Origin of the sequence: Ilumatobacter sp. (assembly GCF_046290335.1) — a bacterium.
Taxonomy (GTDB): Bacteria; Actinomycetota; Acidimicrobiia; order Acidimicrobiales; family Ilumatobacteraceae; genus Ilumatobacter_A.
On sequence record NZ_JBKAGH010000001.1, the window covers coordinates 1,188,976 to 1,207,612 of the forward strand.

An 18,637-nucleotide genomic window follows, 5' to 3' on the forward strand; every position below is an offset into this window, starting at 1 on the left:
ATCGCGCTAGGAACCGTCTGCGCATCGCTGCTGTTCCTCCTGCCTTCCCTTTGGTCAACGCGAAGACTTCGGCCGGTAGCCGACGACTACTGCACTGGGGCGGACGTTGCTCAATTCGGGCTGTTCGGAGCGACACGCAACTCGTACATGAACTGGAGCGGCGACCTCGCCTCCGTCCTCGCCAACAACATCGTCACAGGCCTACCCCTCGCCTACCTGCCATGGAGCATCGCCTCCGCGATCGCTTTTCTCTTCATGCTTCTCGCCATGGGCATATGTCTGGTCTACGTCATCACACTTCGCTGGTCGTTTGATGGGCGTTATCTCCTGCTCGTCCCAGTGATACTTGTGGTCGGTTGCGTCTCATGGCTCACGTTCTTCTGGGTACCCCTCTCCTGGTCTTACTCGGACGAGGAGTTCCGATTCGCCAACGGAATGACTTCGTGGCAGGTCGTAAACGGCCTGTATTCGATACCTGCCATCGGACTCAGCGCACTGCTCGTCTGGGTATTCGTCACCGCGTCGCGGGCATCCTTCTGGGAACGTCCGAACAAATGGATGTTGCTCGCCCAACCGATTGCCGCAATGTCGGGCGTGGTCCTCGGAACATCTTGGAGTCTAGCTTTTGCCATTGTGGCAATGTGGTCGCTTTTCGCTCGGCGTCACGGAGTCGCACCGCGGAGATACCTGCTCACGCTCGTCGCGTACACCATGGCGTACGGGGTCGGTTTCGGAGTCATGTTCTTCTCGCCTGGGCTCAAGGCACGGCGAGACTTCTACGACGAGAGCGAGACCTTCGTCTACCCACTCGCGGACCGTTCGATCGGGTCGCTGCTTGACTGGACATTCCCCGAAACGGTGCGTCTCTGGCTCGAAGGCGTGTACAGCTCCGGTTCGGTCATAGCGTTCGCCACCACCGTCCTACTCGGCGTCATCATGGGTTCAGTCGGCACAGTCCGCCCAGCATCCTCGGGAATGCGCCTCATAGCGCTGAGTACTGCGCTGATGATCTTTTCGTTCACAACGGCGATGATGGCTCGGATTGGCGAGAGCGTCACATACGTTGCGTTTTGGCACCTGGCCTCGTCTCGAACGATTACCCTCGTCGCTGTGCTCGTAGCCGGGCTCGCAGTCGGCGACCGCCTAGCCCGAACCACCGTGGAAACTCGCACCGCCGTTACGTTCGCCGCGGGAGTGGCGATCATCGCGATCGGAGGACCAGCAATACGCCTGATGGATAGAAGTGTAGAGCAACGCTTCGACCAGTGGATGGAGGGACCGGCACCAATCAGCGTGGTACGCGACATTGAACCCGAGAGCGGCTGGGTTCAGGCATGTTGGAACCGGCTAATCGAACAGCGCGATGACGGAGGCCGCGTTATCGAGAATCCTTGATTCGGCTCGTGGCGACGATCTCAGTCGACGCAGCGAGGTCGCGTCGAATCGACTCGATCGTTGCTGCGATTCCAGCAGGCAGGGGCGTGCGAACACGTCGATCGATCTCCGGAACAACCACCGAGCGAAAACTGAGCGCGGATCCTTGCATAGCGCTCCTGCTCGATGTCGTCATGACTATGTTCGGGGCACGACCGAGGACTCGCCGGATCTCGCCGAGGACGCCACCGATCGACACCGAGTCGCCCGAGGCCACGATCTTGATTAGAGATGATCCTTCGCCAAACTCTGCGGCACCAGCGAGTAGGTCGAGAATTATTGCTGCCGCATCATCGACGTAGACGTAGTCTCGGATGGTGTCGAGCGACACATATATAGATACCGGCTTGCGGGTCAGGGTCGCGAGACACGCCTGCGAGATCAAGCCTTGTTGTTTCGCCATCGATTGACCAGGGCCATAGAGGTTCGAGATCCTACCGATCACGGCGCGGGCGCCGGTGCGCGTGGCCCATTCTCGAACGATGGCCTCCTGACGCAACTTGTTGCGACCGTAGGAGGAAATCGGGTTGGGATCCGATTCCTCGGAAATCGGATTCTTCTGGCCCGCACCGAAGACGCCGCCAGCAGACGACGACAGGAAGAATGTGCAGTGTGCACCCGACAACTCGTTGAGGACCGTCTCCAGGGCACGAGTTTCGGCGTCGAGAACGTCGTCCGCGGTCCCGATCACACCTGCGCCGGCACACCAAGCCACCGCACACGTCCGATGGGCGGTCGCCGCTACGAACCGTTTGGCCTCGGAGGCCAACTCCTTGTTTGCCGTTCGCTCGGCCCATCGGACCGTACCGGCTACATGAACATCGAAGGCGGGCGATCCGAGCCGATTCACGGCGCTGCCCAACATCCCCCCCGAACCGATGATCCAGAGCATCGGTCGAGCTTTCATCTCAACTCAAGCGTCCAAGGGGGCCATCCGCTGAGTCCCCGACGATGAGATACGGAGGCTTGCCGAGTGCCATCCGCGATGCTACGCCGATGTACTCGGCGACAATGCCGAGGCTGAAGAGGATCAGCCCAGTCCCTACGAGCACGACTGTCGCAAGTGACGCCCAGCCTTCCACTTCAATGCTGCCACTCATGCGGCCGATGACAATCGCCCCGGCTGCGGTGAAACCGAGCACAGCGAACACCGCTCCAATGACGCTCATGATCCGGAGCGGACGTGTTCCGGACGTCAACACCAGTCGCCAGAAATGCGACATGAGCGACCGAAATCGATACCCCGAGTCTCGATGGCCGTCGTCTCGAAGTACAACCGGGCAATAGGCAAAGTCAGATGTGACCCACCCAAACCCGACATCGAGATACAGACCTGACCCGGAGTACGCCGCTACGCTTCGACCGATCTCACCTAGCACCAGACGGTAGCTGTGGTAGCCCGGTTGCCCCTCGCTCGACAGAACGTTCACGAAGGCCCACTTCGCTAGCCGCGAGGAGGCATTTCGAACTGCACCGTGCGTCGGGGAGTTAGTCGGTGCGGCGTAGACCACGGACGCCTGTTCGCTGAGCGCCACATCGAGCATCCTAGGAATCGCCATTGGGTCGTGCTGTCCGTCTTCGTCGAGCGTCACGATCCAATCGGTTGATGTCGACGCCATCCCTGCGAGAGTCGCTGCATGTTGTCCGAAATTCCGACTTAACCAAATCGGTCGGATCCAGGGGTACTCGGACGCGAGTTCTCGAATCACCCGGTCCGACCTGTCGGGCCCTCGGTCATGAACGAGCAGCACCTCGGAAACGATTGCTCGATGCCCATCTGGTGTGGTGAACGGCTCCGTCAAGGAGAGCATTTCCTTGGCCAACGAGCCAAGCGTGGTCTCGCCGCGGTATACCGGCACGACGATAGATATGGAGTGCGACTGCGCAGGTCTGATGTCCATCCCTCGTCATGGTAGGCGGTCGCGCTCCGCAAGACTGACCCTCCCGTTACCGCCCCCTCGGATCTATGCGGGATGGGGTGAGGGCCCGCCCAGGCGCGGCCAGGGACTCCAACAGTCGGTGGTTCCGACGCCGTTCGAATCCTCGGGGCCTCTGTGCAGTGCAATTCCTACGCGAATGTGCGAGCGGCCAGCCTGATGTGAGCGCCTTCGCCGGCGATGGCCATGATGATCGACCGATGGCGGGTCACGCTGATACCGGGCTAGGACATGCGTAGCGTCCCCGGCGCGGCTCGCGGGCGACGGTCAAGCAACATCCCATTCGTGGAGTTGGCTGGCTTGCTGCGTTTCGGACGGAAGGCCCTGCTGGCGCGGAGCGAGCACCGCTTGGGTTGAGGGAGCGCACCTCGACCAACTCGTCGACGACACGGCGGACCCAGAGATGGCCATCGAGGCCCGCTCACTGGCCGGCACCGTCGTGCGTTGGCACGACCAGACTCTCGCATGCGGACTCGCCAGCGTCGGCAACGGGTCGACCAAGGCACTCAGCAACCTGAACAGACCCACCGGCCGGTCGCGTTCGGGATGCGCCAGTTCCACCACGGCCGCGTCCGCTGCCGGCCATACCCCCTTACTTGTTGAGCAGTCCTGATCGGCAACGATGAGGGCTGGTGCTCGGCAGTACGGGCAGGGTTCATGCCCCCTGTCACTTCGATGGCCTGGGGGATGTTGCCACCTGTGCTGTCCGGGCGCGGCTGACCTCTGACAGGGGCATGCACTTCGCGGCTGATTCGTAAGGTGGTTGATGGCGGCCATGCCGATCGAGCATCGCGTCCGAATCGACTCGAACGGAGAACTCATGGAGAGCTTCGACCATCGCGACATCGACGTGTTCGTCGGTATCGACATGGCCAAACAGGATCACTACGCCCACACGACCAATCGCGATGGGACCTAGTTGTTCGACCGCACGGTCGGCAACGACGAAGCCGCAATCAACCGGCTGATCGACGCCGCCGGCGAACATGGACGGGTTGCGTTGGTGATCGACATGCCGTCCTCGCCAGCTCAGCTGCTACTCACGATCGCCCGCACGCGCGAGATCCCCGTCGCCTACGTGACGGGGCTGCAGATGCGTCGAGCAGCCGAGCTCTACGCGGGTTCAGCCAAGACCGACCCGCGCGACCCATGGGTGCTGGCCGACTTCGAGCGACGTCACACCGACCAACTCGTGTGGCTCGACATCGGCGACGAACTCCTTGCCAAGCTGCGGATCCTGAATGGCCGCGGCGTCGATCTCGCCGAAGACGCCAACCGCTCCAGCAACCGCTGCCGTGACGCCCTCACCAGCATTTCCCCAGCTCTCGAGCGTGCACTCGGCTCCCGGCTCGGTCAATCCGGGGTTCGTGACCTCCTCGCCGCCTACGAGACGCCGACCGCTCTCACCGCAGCCGGACCCGACGCCATCCGTGCTGCGATCGCGGTCCGCTCACCCCGACTCGCGACCAAGATCACCGACGCTGTCGTCACAGCGTTGGCCGCCCAGACCGTGACACTGCCCGGCGAAGAAACCTGGGGCGAGATCGTCGCCGACCTCGACCGCATCCACACCCAACGCAACGCGCTCGCCAAACAAATCGAGACCGTGTTCCTGGAACACCCTCTCGGACAGGTCCTGGTGACACTCTGCGGGTTCGGCCCCAGGACCGGAGCACGAACCCTCGCCGAGATTGGCGACCCCACTCGCTTCGCCAACGGCGGTCGCCTCGCCGCCTACGCCGGCCTCGCACCCATCGACCGCCGCTCAGGCCGCTCCATCAACAACGCTGCTGCGTCCCGCCGAGGAAACCACCGACTCAAGAACGCGATGTTCCTCGCCGCGTTCGACGCGATCCAACACGGCACCCACGCCCGCGCCTACTACGACCGCAAACGGTCCGAAGGCAAGAAGCACAACGCCGACGTCATCTGCGTCGCCCGACGACGCTGCGACCTCATCTGGGCCATGCTCACCACCGACCAGCCCTACGACGCCACCCGAACCCGAAATCACCCGATCGCAGCTTGACAACGAGACAGGACACCCCCAGGGAAACGGACCCAGCCATCAAGGTGGTGGACGCGACCCACCAACGTTCATGGCCAGTGCACTAGCTCAACTCGAGTCCAGATCCGAATCGCCGCACGTCGAGAAGGTATGATTCGGCCGGTGAAGCGCCCGCCCAGCAGGTCAACGACAGGTCGAATGTTTGAGGCCGTCGCAGGTTTCGCTGATCCACACGAAGAGTTTGAGCGAATTCTGAGGCGAGTCTTCGAGACCGCCCTGGAGCCTGGAGACGGTGCGATCGATGCGGGCGCCCACGTCGGGAAGCACACTGTTCCGTTCGCACTTGCGGTGGGCCCGACTGGGTGGGTGGCGGCAATCGAGCCGTTGCCTTGGGCGGCAGAGCGGCTCAGAGCCCGTCTCGACGTCGCCGGCTTGACACCGTTCGTAAGTGTTCACCAGAGCTGCGTTGGCGCCGAGTCAGCGAAGAGCATCCGCTTTCACGAGGTTCGAGATCACCCTGGATGGAGTGCCAAGGCAGTTCGCTCACACGCCACGGACCTGGTCGAGCACGACGTGCCGCAGCTCACAATCGACGATGTGAGTAACGGTCGTCCAACTCGGGTCATCAAGATCGACGTCGAAGGTGGCGAGTTGGACGTACTGCTTGGCGCAAGGGACACTCTCAGGAGATGGCGACCCGTGGTCCACGCAGAACTAGTGGCTGGCGCCATCGAGGCCAACTCCTGGGACGCGATCGAGCTCCTCGATCTGTTGCACGAACACGGCTATGAGGTCTTCGACGTGATCGGCAACGAACTGACCGAGGAGAACCGAGATGGCTACATCCATTCTCCAGGTCCGATTGACCACTTCGGCGGTTTCGACCTCGTAGCGATCCACAAATCCGACCCCGCTCGGTCGGATCTGACCCGGTGCTTGCTTTCCTCATTCGGATCAGAGCGACTCGACCTCGAGCGCCACCGTGTTCCTGAGCTCATCGGACCGTTGCCAGCGGTTGCTTGCACCCTGGACGAGCCCGCAGCAGTCGTTGTTGACAGTGTGGTGGGCTTCCGTGAAGACCTTCTCGTCGGACCTCAACATCCACTGCCGTCCCTTTGGCCATCCGGAACGAGCGACGCCGACAAGTGCGCCATTTTTTGGGCGACAAGCGGGGCCGTCCTCCTCGACTTCAACAGCGCCACGCTTTCGTCACTTGAGCGACTCGAGAAAGTAGAACTTCCGGTCGGTGCCGGCCAACTTGACCTGGACGATGATCACTGTGCGGAGATCGTGGTTGCAACGCCACTGAAGAAGTCGGCGAAGCACGCGCAAACACTCTGCGAATTCGATTTCGGACGTGGATTTGCGACTGGAATCGTCCGGATCACCATGTCCGGAGAACTCGAGATCGTCTGGGAGCAGGACGGTCGCACCGCATCGATTGATCGTGTACCTTGCACTCACCTACCAAGCACGAAGATCACGCTGTCTCGCAAGAGAGACAGTTACACGCTGACCGCGTCTGGCGGCCAGCGGACCGTGGTGTCTCAGGTTCGCCTTCGAGCATGTTCGGGAACACTCTCTGTCCAGGTGGGCCGCCGAGCGGGCTCGATTGCACAAGACCCTGTTGCAAAGCCGGCTCTTTCGTTGAGCGCATCTCTTGCGCCTGCATCGAGCGCTCACCTAACTGAGCTTTCTCGTAGCGCTATGTCGATATCGCGTCGAGGGGCAAAGGCCGTCGCTCATCGGGTGCCGGGCGCGATGAATCTCGTTCGAGCGATCAGACGAGCCCTCGCATGAGGGTGTCGATCCTTGTCGACTTCCTGCGCCCGAACGGAGCCGGGCTGATGGCTCTTCTGCAGGGCCAGTTGCTCAGGGACGCAGGCCATGATGTCTCCTTCATCGCAGCAGCGGCTTCCGACGAAATCTCGTCTGCCATTGCTGAATCCGGGATCAGAATTTCGGCCTTTCTGCACTCCGAGCAGCCATTCGATCGAACACTTTCTCCGCGGGATTTTCTGACGTTACGAGAGGATGCGCGGCAGTGGATGCAGAACGAATTGACGTCACAAAACGCCGATATCTTGTGCGTCCACAATTGCGGGCGGCTCCTCGACCAACACATGGTCTCCGACCTCAGTCGACAGCTTCCGGTCGTCATGACCGTTCACGATGAATGGTTTCTGACCGATGCCCACTATCGGCTGAATATCGACTCCGAACTCGTCAGATCGTTCGAACCGCACCGTGACGCTAGTCTCGCTCGGCATCGCTACGAGCACCTCGACGAGGTCTCCGCACGAGCGGGAAATCTCACGATTATCGCACCGTCCTCTTGGCTCTTCGAGCGCTGCCGGCGTCGTTTTCCAGGCCTTCGTTGTATCCATCTTCGTAATCCTGTTGATCCGCAACTCTTCGATGCAATGGGCCGGACCGAGGCCCGCTCGTTGCTTGGAGTCGATCAACGGGTCCCTTTGGTGATGGCGGTGGGGAATCCACGCGAGAAGCGCAAGGGCCTGGGGCATCTGGCCCAATCGATGAACCTCGTCGAGGGGAACCCGATTCTGCTGGTAGTCGGAGGCAGCAGCAGTTACGTGGGGCAGGAGGCATCGTCCTTCATCGAACCGGGCTGTCTACAGGCTGTCCTCGACGAGAATCGTGTGCCCGACCTCAGACTGCACGGTTATCAAGACAGAGCGATCGCCGTCGGCGGGTGTCCGCGATCGATGATGAGGCTGCTCTACGCCGCGGCTGATGTAGTTGCGCACCCGTCCGTAATGGATAATCTCCCGACCGTCCCGATTGAGGCAGGCTTGGTCGGCGTCCGCTGCCTCGCCACGGACGTTGGTGGAACTTCCGAGACCATCGCGGATGCTGACGGTTTGTTTCCGCACCACGCTTCGGCTGAGTTTCTGGCTGACCGGCTCGCAATCGAGCTCCGCCGCAGCCGTGATGAGACAGCCGAGGTGCGATCCGAGCGAAGAAAACGCCAACTGCATCGCTTTTCACCCGAGCGACACCTGGAACTACTCGAGCCCCTTCTGGAAAGCCTGGTGAGCAAGTGACCGCGCCGCTTCCGCAATCGACGTCGATCTCACTCCGCCTCGCCGAGACGTGGGCGCTTCGAAGCATCGTCGACCTTCCGTGCAGAACCGCGGTAGCCACTGGCGACGCCGCTTCCCATCTTCGATTTGGGTACGTCTCGAAGGTAAGCGACGCGGAGCGGCTGGTCCAGCGAACCTTCCGAGCCGTCGACGTACAGGGCCGAAGTGAACTCGGTCGAGCCGAGGTACTCACACGGATTGCGAATGGGGAAATCGTCGCATTCGTGAGCGACGAAGAGTCGATGCTGCGCGAATGCGTCAATTCCCAGTGCCCCGATCCGACTCTCGTGAAGTCCCGGCAAGCCATACGACGAGAGTTGAACGAGATGCGTTTCCTTCTTCGCCAGTTCGCGCTCGACGAAGCCGGTTCGCATCAAGGTGCCTCCTCTGCACTTGTGGCCACCATCCAGGAAAAATGGCACGACCATCTGGCTGTTGTCATCGACGTCGCCATGCAGCTCTCGCTCGGAGCAGACCGACAGAGGTATACCGATCCGCTCTTCCAAGAACGCTTCAACCTCCGAATCCCCGCCGCATATCGACGACTGGTTCGGCTCGGCGTCCGCTCGAATCCACTGCTGGTGTTGGACTGACCATGCTCGTTTCGATCATCATCCCAAGCTTCGAGCAATCTCAGTTCCTTCTTGCTTGCATCGAAAGCGCCAGGAGTCAAGATCACACAGACCTCGAGATTCTCGTGGTCGATGATGCGAGTTCCGATGCCTCGCTGGCGATCGCTCGTGAGATCGCACTGGTGGACGATCGGATCCGGATCATTCGGCGGACACGCAATGGCGGTCTCGGCCGAGCGCGCAACACCGGGATCGCCTTCGCCCGAGGAGAACTCCTCGGGTTTCTCGACTCCGACGATTGCCTGTATCCGGATTCGGTCTCAGCGCGGGTCGACGCTTACTTGGCCGCGAGCGTCGATCAGCCTGGCCTGATCGGAGTCTTCGGCGATTGGCAGCACACAACCGAGGCCGTCGATCTCCCGGCGCGTCGAGACCCTCGGGAATCCGTTCCGGACGTCACCGCCGAGAGCTTCCGCGGCGAAAACGGCTTCATCTGCTCGGCACCCCTGGTTCGTGCTGATGTCGTTCGCAGCGTCGGCGGGTTTCCTGAGGGATTGCCGCTCTTCGAAGACTTCTCGATGTGGACACGCATTTTGGCGACCGGGGGGTTTTTCCGATACGTCCCATCCGTCGTGTCGACCTACCGGCAGCGACCAATGTCGATGCTTCGACGAGCCGACGTGATCGGTGCCACTTACGCTGACAGCATTGTCGGCGATGCAGTCGAGCGCGGAATCTCTTTGGCCGGCAGCAACATGCTCGGCCTGACGGCGGAGTTCGCTTCACCCCGTTCCGGCCAACGTCTTTCATGGCTTCGCTCGACCCAGTTCGGCACGAACCTCGATCAAGAGTTCGGGGACGCAGCGGCAATCCTGACGGGTGGGAAACGAAGGAACGCTGCCGAACCTGAGCCCCCTCAGGAGTCGGCCCCTTTCGTACAGAGGGCAGCCGGGTCGCTGGACGACGCTGCGAACGACGCCGTCGAGATGCTCACCGCCGATCTTCCAGACAACGACGAGTCCGTGATCGTGGTGTCGCCGTCATCGATCGAAGACGCTTTCGAGATCGTGGCGATTGCTGAGGGTTGGTCCGGCAAACAGAGGCTGGTCGTGGCACTGAACGAAGGCACCGCCCTATCGGACCTGTGGCCGATCGCTGGATACGACCTGCCCGTCACAACCGCGGACAACGCGATCAAGCGGTGGCCCGGGGCACAGTGGATGGTGTTCGGCTCGGACGACGGTGAACGAGGCCAGATCGTTCGAAGAATCGGCAAGCAGCGCTGCACGATTCGCTCCACCGGACTCACCGCTCTGCGCACATTCGAGAACGGTGCAGCACGTCGTTTCCGAGAAGCTTCCCACACCATCGTGAGAAACGAATTGGAGGCTGCTGAGCTCGGCGACCGCTCCGTCGAGATCGTTCGGTCTGGGGTGGCAATCGGAGCTCGGCACATCTTTGAGTCCCAACCCGGGCTTTCTCCCAATGGACCCATCGTGGTCTTCGTGCCCGACGGCTTTCTCGACGAGCCGTACGCTGACGGATGGTTGTCCACAGCGCTCGCCACGGCTGACAGCTTCCCAAACCGCTCCGTCCTTGCGTCGAAAGCGATGCCAGCGTCCAAACTTGGCGGCTTTCGCGTGCGCCCTCTCAGCTTGCGGCTGCTCGGCGAGGCGTCTGCGATCGTCCTACCAATATGCGACGAATTGCCTATGTTCGAGGCGCTTGGCCTTCGGGTGGTCGTCTTCGACCCTGCGTTATCGGATACTCTGAACCTCACACTTGTCAGGCATCTCGCGCCGGCACAGAATTCGGCATCGTTGCGCCGAATCCTCACCCAGACCCTCACTGGATCCAGCCGGCATCCAGACGAGTTCGCTACCCGTCTCAGCCGCTTTTTCCCACACGATGGCAACGCCAGCGAGTTCGTCAGTGATCTGTTCGGGGACTCAACGGAGCACGATCATGAAGGCTGAACGGCCCCTCTCTCGACGAATTCTGAGCCGGGCGTATCGATCCCTTCCTCCTGGACTCAAGCCAATAACGAGCAACGTCTGGAACTCGGCCAGAGGGCGATCCAAACAACTCATGAGCCCTCGTCGCTCCAGGAGCCTGGTCCCGTTGATCGTTCAAAACGACACAGGACGACCGATCGTCAGCGTGATCGTGGCCGCCTTCGACGAGCAATTACATCTTGGGACTGCACTAGAGAGCGTCGCTGCGCAGACCTTTGGGGACTTTGAATGCATCGTGGTCGACGATGCCTCCTATGACCACACGCTTGACGTCGCCATGGAGATGCGTGCGTGCGATAGTCGCTTTCGCGTGATCAGACACCCAGAAAACGCTGGGCTCAGCAAGACACGGAACAGCGGCCTCGCGGCGGCTCGCGGCACCTACGTCACGTTCCTGGACGGCGACGATTTCATGTTCCCGAAAGCACTCGAGCGTCGGATCGAAGCGCTCCTCGACACCGACGATGAAGAGGTCGCAGGTGCGTTTTGCGATTGGGTACCGGTACCCCATGATGCTGCACCCGGCATCGCAGTGCGTGAGCCGAGGAGACTCGGCAACGCTGATTACTTCTCGTCCGCGGGCAAGCCACCATTCATTGCGAGCGCGCCGCTCTTGCGTACCGAGCTCGCAATCGCGAGCGGTGGGTTCGATCCCGATTTCGGATCGGCGGAAGACTTCGAGTTCTGGTCTCGGCTCATGCGGCTCGGGTATAGATTCATCTACAGGCCCGATGTCGGGATCGCCTACCGACAACGCCGCGACGGCATGGTCCAGGGGCAGCCGGCAGTCCATGCAGCTCACGTCGACCGGGTGATGACCTGGCAGGAGTCCGACGTCGACCTGGCCCCGCTGAACGTCGTCGCACCGAGCCCGTTCTCCAGAGGTCGCTCACACTACGACAGCGTTGTTCGCAAGACCGAGCGCCTCATCGAGTCTCTCGCACTGGCGATCGCCGCCGACGACGCACAGCAGATTCGGGACGTCATCGAGATGTTCCCTGCCGACGCTCACCAGGTCGCTCCGTACGCCCTCAACGTTCACGGGATCGCCAGAAAGGCGATGAAGCGAACGGGTCTTGCGGACGAGACCATCAGCGACGACGAGCTTTGCGACATCGCCCGTCGGACTGCCACCCAGTTCGGGGCGTTGAAGAAGGGCGGCCAATCGATCCGCTCCGGCCTCAAGCCTCCTGACCTCCGAAACCGCTCCGGAAACGCCAAGGAGATTCGAGAAGCCGCCAGGCGGGCACCCTCCAGAGGGCGCTTCGGCGGAGTCGTTCTGGTCCCATTGGCGCGGTATCACACAGACGAACTCGTCCCACTGGCACACGCACTCGAACATCTCGGGATGCGGTCATCGATGCTGCTCACAGAGCGTGAAGGGCCCGAGGTCTGCAAAGAACTGTGGAAATCGGACCTTCCCGTCTATTCGTGGCCAGACGAACTCCGATCGATCGGCCGTTTCAGTGCCATGCTGACCCTCAACGATTGGGGCCCAACAATCCCGCTTGCCAAGCTCGCTGCTCAGCGCGGGGCCTTGTCTATCGCCAAAGTCGAGGGAGTTCAGGACTTCGAGGATGCCGACACCGGAAGAATACGTCGCGCATACCGACGAAGCGACCTCGTGCTGTGCCAAGGCCAGAACGACGTGACGGCGTTGAACGGAGAAATCACCGCCGTTGTGGGCAATAGCCGACTTCAGAACGTTTGGGAAGAGGGGGAGCGGAGCTTTGGAACGTCTCGGACCGCGGTGATCAACTCGAACTTCACGTACAACGTGCTAACTGGAGAGAAGACCGGCTGGCTCGAGTCCGTGCTCAAAGCGTGCCGATTGGCCAATGTCCGCCCGCTGATCAGCCAGCATCATGCTGACGGCGGATTGGATGCAGATCTCCCGATCGCGACCCGCCCGATGAAGTGGCTCCTCAAGTACGAAGCGGACCTCTTGATCTCACGGTTTAGTACCGTTCCGTTCGAAGCGATGGCCCGGGGGGTTCCGTTTGTCTACCACAACCCTCATGACGAGAAGGTCCCGACTTTCCGCACGCCGGGTGGCTCGTTTGCGACGAGCGCGTCGGTACATGAACTCGCTGAAGCGATTGATACGGCACTCGAATGGCGAGGTACGTACCGAGAACGATCAGCGGAGTTCTTCGCTGCGCAGGTGTCGATTGATGACTCTCTGACGCCCGCCGAGCGGGCGGCTCAGTGCATCGTCGACCGTGTATCGCATCGGCGGTGATCACTTGGTTGCGAAGAACACCAGCCCATTGCACACCAGATCGGTTTCTCCATAGCGCTCGACAAGATCGAGAGGCGGGAGAGTCGGTACGCATAGCTTTTCGTGCGACACATGCTCGAACGGCGAACGAGCGAATGCCAGGATGATCTCGCTCGCAGCGAGTCGGTTCTGCTCGGGTGACGTGAAGACGTATTCGGCGATGATGGCAGCATCATCTCCCACCTCGGTGGACTCCCTCAGGTAGTCCTCGAGGGATTCACGATCGTGCGTTAGCTGGCACCAGTCTGGAAGCAGATCTGGCATGACATCGAATCCGTAGTGCGTGCCGTCTGCGCCCTTCACGGCCATGTGATGTCCCTTCGGGCTCAGGTACAGGGGGCCACCGTCGAGGTAGAGGACACCGCCGTCCTCAAGCACCCGATGACACTCGGCAAGAAAGTGGTCCAGACCGGAGATATGTTCCAGGACAGCTCGACCGAACAGCATGGAGAACGACGCGTCGGGGAACTCGAGAGCGTCGATGCCGGTCTGCCGGACGGTGATCGGATACTGCCCGACGTTGCCTTCCAGGCCATCGACAACCAAGTTCGTGGCCACAACCGGCAGCCCGGTGAGTTCATGCAAGACTTTGGCCCCGGCCAATTGCCCATCAGCGCCGATCTCGAGGATCGGCCGATCGGAGTTGTCGACCGTCTTGAGCTTGACATTGGCCAGCATGCGTGCGAACGTTGCCCTCACCACAGGAATCCGCGATTCGTTCCACGCTCCACGTCCTCGAAGCGCTGACTCGAGAACCCGTTCCACTGTCGCCAGCGCCTCCGACTTGGCGGCTTCATCTGGGCTCGAACGCCCGGCTGAGGCGCTTAGGGCTACCGAATCCACGATCGGTGATGAAACAGGACTCGCAGCCGAAGGCAGCGATGGGGCCAAGGCGGGCGCGTCCGGCGAAATGATTGCCGCGACCCTGCGACGCAGTGCACGCACAGCTCGCCTCGGGTCGGTCCGAGCAACTCTCGCCGCGTGGGCCAACGACGACGAGAAGATTCTCACGGTCGGAACGCTAGCGCCGGCTGAGCTCTCGTGCCGATCAGGCGACGACCAGGAGCAACGAACGCGAGTTCGTCCTTTCGACTCTGCCACCGAAGCGATGAGCTCGAGCAACAGCGGCATTTGCTTGGACCGATCCTCGGCAAACTCTATCCACTGACGGTTTGCGGCCCGGTCAGGCTCAGTGCTTTGTTGCCCCTCGAGGAGGCGAGACACGATCTCCACCACTCCGTCAGCGTCGCCAGCCTGGACGAAACTCGCTCGGAATCCTTCCGATTCCATCGCCCGATACTCAGGCTGATCGGTACAAACGACGTCCATACCGGCTGCCGCTGCTTGCAGCATGCTCAAGGATCTCATATCGCGGGTCCGCTTCAGTGAGAGGCCTATGTCAGAGGCGCTGCAGTAGGCCTCGAAGTCGTTCATATCGACGTTTCCTGAGACAATTCGGAACTGCTCGCTGACACCGGCCTGCGCCGTCGCACGGAGCGCGGCGCGGGCGTCCTCCCAATTGCCGACCCCAGCAATGACGACGTGGTAGGTCGCCGGAAAGCGTCGAGCGATCGCAATCTGAGCTGCGAGCGCCGTGTCCCCTCCCCAGGCATCGCGTAGACGCCGGGTATTGAAGACGATCGTGCTGTCCTGAGGAAGACCGAGCCGCTCGCGAGCCTCGAATACCACCTCGGTCGAACGACGTGGGATGCCCGACAGATCGACGCCCCACGAGATCGACCGGGCTCGATCCCGCGGCACCGAGAATCGATCGCAAATTGTGGGGAGCGACGACACAGCGCTCGGGATGCAGAGCTCAGATGACCGCAGAGCCGACCGCACGAGTCGACTTGCAGCTCGCGAGGCTGGGGCATAGTCGAAGAGGTCATCGCCCCACGGCATCACGACGACGGGAATACCCGAGACACGTCGGGGAACCCATCCGTAGTGAAATGCGTGGTTGACGAAGACGACACGAGGCTCCAACTGTCGAATGACCGATGCGATTCGCTCGCCGCGCTCGATCGGCCGGCGAATCGACAGCAGTTCAGGATCCCCGCCGAACTCCGCAGCGAATCGGGCGATTGCCCGCTGATCGAAGCGAAGAAGCCGATGCTCCAACCAGCCCCCTACCTGACCACAGCGCTGGGCGCGTTTCTGATCCGCGCTCGCCAGTCTCGTATCCGCCGACAAGAGTGAGACGCCATGCGCAATCTCGAGGTCTTCTGTGGCAACACCGTCGAGCACTGCGACCTTCCAACCTCTTGCGGACATCTCGGAGGCAAGCAGTACGACGATCGGGTGTGCAGCGACACCGACGATCACGCAGTCGAACTGCTCGTCGGTGGTCATTTGACGTGCCGTGGCAACGACGCGGCCTCGTGCCAGATCTCTGCGACGAGTTGACCAATACGATGTGCCGCTTCAACGGTGACGCTACGCCCGGTCGGGAGAGCGAGGCACGCCGCCGCCCACCTGTCGGCGTTTGGGAGTGGCCTCGACGCAAAACCCTCGTAGTCAGCGAACCGATGCAAGCCGGGAGAGAAGTATCGACGTGCCAGCACATTCTCTGCCGTGAGCGCCAACCACAGTTGGTCGCGCTCCAGCGGCGCCGTGCCGGAATCGACTATTGCCACTATGTAATGGTGAGTGGGTTCCACATCGTCGGCGTGCCGGAACAAATCGACTCCGGCGAGTGCGAGCAGTTCTTCTCCATATGCTTCATGCAGTTCGTGATTGTGGTCGATCACTCGATCGAGTTGATCGAGCGAGAGCAATCCCATTGCAGCCTCGAATTCGTTCATTTTCCCGTTGATGCCACGTCGGTCGACAACGTCGTAACCGCTAAATCCGAAGTTTCGAAGTGAACGCAGATCGGCGGCCAACCCATCGTCGTCTGTCACAATCGCGCCGCCTTCGATCGATTGCACGATCTTCGTCGCATGAAAGCTAAAGACCGAAGCGAGGCCCTCTCGCCCGACCGGGGTTCCCTTGCGGCGCACGCCGAAAGCATGAGCAGCGTCGAACATGACGGGGCATCCAACTTCTGTTTCTACTCGCTGCATCTCCGACGCACTCACCGGGTCACCCCAGACGTGAACGGCAAGAAGGCCCGAGACCGATCGCCCGGCACACTCGGCGATAGCTTCGTCAGCGCTGATGTTCGGCGAGGTTGGGCTGCTGTCAACCAGAATCGGATCTTGGCCGATCCACGACGCCGCCGCCGCAGTCGCAACAAAGGTGAAGGCTGGGCACAGGTACCCGTCCGTCCCTCCATCGGCGGCTAGCAATATCTCGATTGCAGACGTGCCACTCGACGTCGCGACGCAATGGCGAACCCCGACTCGTTCGGCAATTCGCTCCTCGAACTCGCGCACGACCGGGCCGTCGTTGGTGATCCACTGGCGGTCCAGGATCTGGTCGATCGATCGGTGGAGCGCAGCGCGATCAGGCAGGCTGGGTCGCCCGACGTGGAGCGGCGCTTCGAAAGCCGGCGTACCGCCGAGGATCGCGAGTTTTCGAGTCATGGGTTCGACACGCTCCTAAGTCAGCGACCCGACGCTAGCGGTCGCGAGGAATGTTCTGCGTTGCGCAGTTCGACACGGTCGCCCAGTTCGTCGCCAGTCGGCCAACGACGTGAGTACATTCGCTCCCAATATGGCGAAGACTTCCGTCTCGAATACGTATGGTCTCCTCGGAGCTGCCGGGCATGCCAGCGACGTACTCGGAGTCATCGAAGCGATTTCGCTGAGCTCCGAGGCAAAGCACGAAGTCGTCGCGTTGTTCGTTGATGGTGACCCTGACCTGGCCAGGTTCGAGGGTCGCAGGGCACGTCTGAGTGGTTCGATCGCTGATGCTCGCCACTTCGACAAACTCCGGTTCGTCGCGGCTGCGGGTTACCCGAGCGCACGGCGGCAGATCGCGGCTGCGGCCGGACTGGCGCCAAGCCGGTTCGTCACGTTGATACATCCGACCGCAACCATCGGCACCCTGGTCGAGATTGCCGCCGGGAGCGTCGTGTTGGCAGGGGCGACAGTATCCCCGCTCGCAACTCTCGGGGCTCACTGCGTTGTCCATCAGGTCGTCTCGATTGGGCACGACACGGCGCTCGGTGACTTCGTCTCGGTCATGCCCGGGGCCACCATCGGCGGAAACTGCAGCATTGAGGACGGCGTATTGATCGGCTCCGGTGCCACAGTTGTCGAACGGATCAAGATTGGTAGCAACGCCGTAGTCGGCGCCGGAGCCGTCGTCGTCCATGATGTCCCCGCAGGGGTGACCGTGGTCGGTGCACCAGCTCGACCGGTCGCATGACCGTCGCGGACGAAGGCCGCTAGCGTTGCGGCGGTGAATGGCGACAACCTGCCCACAACATCGATCGTCATTCGGGCGCTGAACGAGGCGGAGCATCTGCCGGCGTTGTATTCGGGGTTGCTGCGACAGACGCAGCAGCCGGATCAGATCGTGCTGGTCGATTCCGGTTCAACGGATGACACGGTTGCGATCTCGGAGGCGCACGGAGCCGACATCGTTCGCATCGCGCCAGAAGACTTCTCGTTCGGTCGTTCACTCAACATCGGGTGTGCTGCGGCGACGGGCGACATTCTGATCTTCGTCAGTGCGCACGTGTATCCGATCGATGAGCATTGGTTGGCGAATCTGGTGGAGCCGTTCGAGCGTGACGAGGTCGTGCTCAGCTATGGCCGCCAGACCGGCGACCATCGCACGAAGTTCTCGGAGTTGCAGCTGCTTCGTCAGTGGTTCCCCGACGTGTCCGACCCCGATCAGAGGACTCCGTTCTGCAACAACGCGAATTGCGCAGTTCGAAGGTCGGAGTGGGAGCAGCGTCACTACGACGAGGAGCTCACCGGTCTCGAGGATCTGGCATGGGCCGAGCAGGCGCTCAAGCGTGGAGGCAAGATCGCCTATCGTTCCGATGCGACCATCGCTCACATTCACGATGAGCATTTTCCGCGGATCCGTAACCGGTATCGGCGCGAAGCGATCGCTCATCGGCGGATTTTCGACGACCAGCGACTGGGCGCGTTCGAGGCCGTGATGTTGTTCGGCGCGAACGTTGCTCGGGACTATCTCGCCGCGGCGGCGAGACGTCAGCTGCTCCGCAATCTCGTCGACATCCCCTCGTTCCGGGCTGCCCAGTACCTCGGCACGTGGGAAGGCTTCCGTTCGCGTGGCGACGTATCGACCGAGCTCAAGCGACGCTTCTACTATCCGAAGGGCATCGACTTCCGAGCGACCCGCCAACCCAGCAATCGGAGTAACTGA

At 61.6% G+C, this 18,637-nt stretch carries 14 protein-coding genes; 9 read left to right on the forward strand and 5 right to left on the reverse strand.

Translation table 11 applies throughout. From position 1 onward, the window contains the following. Window positions 1-147: 147 nt before the first annotated feature. Window positions 148-1,395, forward strand: coding sequence for a hypothetical protein (locus ACE37B_RS05365; protein ID WP_409922246.1), 1,248 nt, complete (start codon window positions 148-150; stop codon window positions 1,393-1,395). Here ACE37B_RS05365 and ACE37B_RS05370 read toward each other — a convergent pair. Both ACE37B_RS05370 and ACE37B_RS05375 read right to left on the reverse strand, forming a co-directional pair. Next, a complete protein-coding gene (locus tag ACE37B_RS05370) occupies window positions 1,379-2,341 on the reverse strand; it encodes an NAD-dependent epimerase/dehydratase family protein (protein ID WP_409922247.1) in 963 nt (320 codons plus the stop codon). The two genes, ACE37B_RS05365 and ACE37B_RS05370, sit on opposite strands and share 17 nt — an antisense overlap. Window position 2,342: 1 nt before the next feature. Beyond that, window positions 2,343-3,335: a glycosyltransferase gene (locus ACE37B_RS05375; protein WP_409922248.1), complete on the reverse strand. Its 993-nt coding sequence runs from the start codon at window positions 3,333-3,335 to the stop codon at window positions 2,343-2,345. 802 nt (window positions 3,336-4,137) lie between these two features. Between ACE37B_RS05375 and ACE37B_RS05380 the strand changes: the two genes are divergently transcribed. The 4 genes from ACE37B_RS05380 (at window position 4,138) to ACE37B_RS05395 (ending at window position 8,444) form a co-directional block, all read left to right on the forward strand. Further along, window positions 4,138-4,290, forward strand: coding sequence for a hypothetical protein (locus ACE37B_RS05380; protein ID WP_409922249.1), 153 nt, complete (start codon window positions 4,138-4,140; stop codon window positions 4,288-4,290). Further along, a complete protein-coding gene (locus ACE37B_RS05385; RefSeq protein ID WP_409922250.1) occupies window positions 4,291-5,400 on the forward strand; it encodes an IS110 family transposase in 1,110 nt (369 codons plus the stop codon). Between the two features lie 177 nt (window positions 5,401-5,577). Further along, entirely contained in the window at window positions 5,578-7,179 is a 1,602-nt protein-coding gene (locus tag ACE37B_RS05390; protein ID WP_409922251.1) for an FkbM family methyltransferase, read from the forward strand. Continuing rightward, the gene (locus ACE37B_RS05395; RefSeq protein WP_409922252.1) at window positions 7,176-8,444 is read left to right on the forward strand and encodes a glycosyltransferase; all 1,269 of its coding nucleotides are present in this window, start codon (window positions 7,176-7,178) and stop codon (window positions 8,442-8,444) included. The genes ACE37B_RS05390 and ACE37B_RS05395 overlap by 4 nt, the downstream gene beginning before the upstream one ends. 29 nt (window positions 8,445-8,473) lie before the next feature. Here ACE37B_RS05395 and ACE37B_RS05400 read toward each other — a convergent pair whose 3' ends face one another. Next, on the reverse strand, window positions 8,474-8,989 hold the full coding sequence (locus tag ACE37B_RS05400; protein ID WP_409922253.1) for a hypothetical protein: 516 nt from the start codon (window positions 8,987-8,989) through the stop codon (window positions 8,474-8,476). Window positions 8,990-9,078: 89 nt separating this feature from the next. Here ACE37B_RS05400 and ACE37B_RS05405 point away from each other — a divergent pair, with 89 nt between their 5' ends. Further along, a complete protein-coding gene (locus ACE37B_RS05405; RefSeq protein ID WP_409922254.1) occupies window positions 9,079-11,031 on the forward strand; it encodes a glycosyltransferase family 2 protein in 1,953 nt (650 codons plus the stop codon). A gap of 145 nt (window positions 11,032-11,176) precedes the next feature. Continuing rightward, window positions 11,177-13,312, forward strand: coding sequence for a glycosyltransferase (locus ACE37B_RS05410; RefSeq protein WP_409922255.1), 2,136 nt, complete (start codon window positions 11,177-11,179; stop codon window positions 13,310-13,312). Here the strand turns inward: ACE37B_RS05410 and ACE37B_RS05415 are convergent, their stop codons facing one another. Then, window positions 13,313-15,703 (reverse strand): methyltransferase domain-containing protein, encoded by a 2,391-nt coding sequence (locus ACE37B_RS05415; protein ID WP_409922256.1) that lies wholly within the window; start codon window positions 15,701-15,703, stop codon window positions 13,313-13,315. Continuing rightward, on the reverse strand, window positions 15,700-16,878 hold the full coding sequence (locus ACE37B_RS05420) for a DegT/DnrJ/EryC1/StrS family aminotransferase (RefSeq protein WP_409922257.1): 1,179 nt from the start codon (window positions 16,876-16,878) through the stop codon (window positions 15,700-15,702). The genes ACE37B_RS05415 and ACE37B_RS05420 overlap by 4 nt, the downstream gene beginning before the upstream one ends. Before the next feature lie 130 nt (window positions 16,879-17,008). On the opposite strand from ACE37B_RS05420, the gene ACE37B_RS05425 reads away from it, so the two are divergent. Together ACE37B_RS05425 and ACE37B_RS05430 are read left to right on the forward strand one after the other, a co-directional pair. Then, window positions 17,009-17,665, forward strand: coding sequence for an acetyltransferase (locus tag ACE37B_RS05425; protein ID WP_409922258.1), 657 nt, complete (start codon window positions 17,009-17,011; stop codon window positions 17,663-17,665). A gap of 33 nt (window positions 17,666-17,698) precedes the next feature. Next, window positions 17,699-18,637 carry a glycosyltransferase family 2 protein gene (locus ACE37B_RS05430; RefSeq protein ID WP_409922259.1) on the forward strand — a complete coding sequence of 313 codons (939 nt, stop codon included), beginning with the start codon at window positions 17,699-17,701 and terminating at the stop codon, window positions 18,635-18,637.